The 503-nt window shown below is 65.6% G+C and carries 1 protein-coding gene; it reads right to left on the reverse strand.

All coding sequences use genetic code 11. The features are described 5' to 3' along the window. Window positions 1-494 (reverse strand): LacI family DNA-binding transcriptional regulator (locus ELR45_RS38795; RefSeq protein WP_420813934.1); only part of this gene is annotated, 494 nt, incomplete at its 3' end. Window positions 495-503 lie beyond the last annotated feature (9 nt).

A 503-nucleotide genomic window follows, 5' to 3' on the forward strand; every position in this document is an offset into this window, starting at 1 on the left:
TCCGTCGCCGCTTTCGCGCCCTCGGTGTTCCGCATCGTCACGTGGTCACACCCGCTGTTGAAGATCCGTTCGCCGAGCAGCACCATGGGGATCTCGGTGTCGAAGATCTCCCGGTCCTCTTCGCCGAGCGCGAGCGGCGAGAATATGACGCCGTCGGTGAGATGCCTGCGGCGACCTGCCAGGACCTCCAACTCGCGTGCACGGTCGCCGTTGGTCTGCTCGATGAGTACATCGAGGTTCGCGGCCTCGGCGGCGCCGATGACCGAACCAGCCAGCTCCGCGAAGTAGGGCAAGCGCAGTTCCGGCACCGCGAGGGCGATCATGGCGGTGCGGCCGGATCGGAGGTTCCGAGCTGTGACGTTGAGCCGGTAGTCGAGCTGCTCGATGGCGTCGAGGACGCGGGTTCGGGTGTTGTCCCGGATGTAGGGGTAGCCGTTGATGACGTTCGAGACGGTCTTCACCGAGACGCCGGCCAGCTTCGCCACGTCGTACATCGTTGCAGG

Origin of the sequence: Phytoactinopolyspora endophytica (genome assembly GCF_004138495.1) — a bacterium.
Classification (GTDB): Bacteria; Actinomycetota; Actinomycetes; order Jiangellales; family Jiangellaceae; genus Phytoactinopolyspora; species Phytoactinopolyspora endophytica.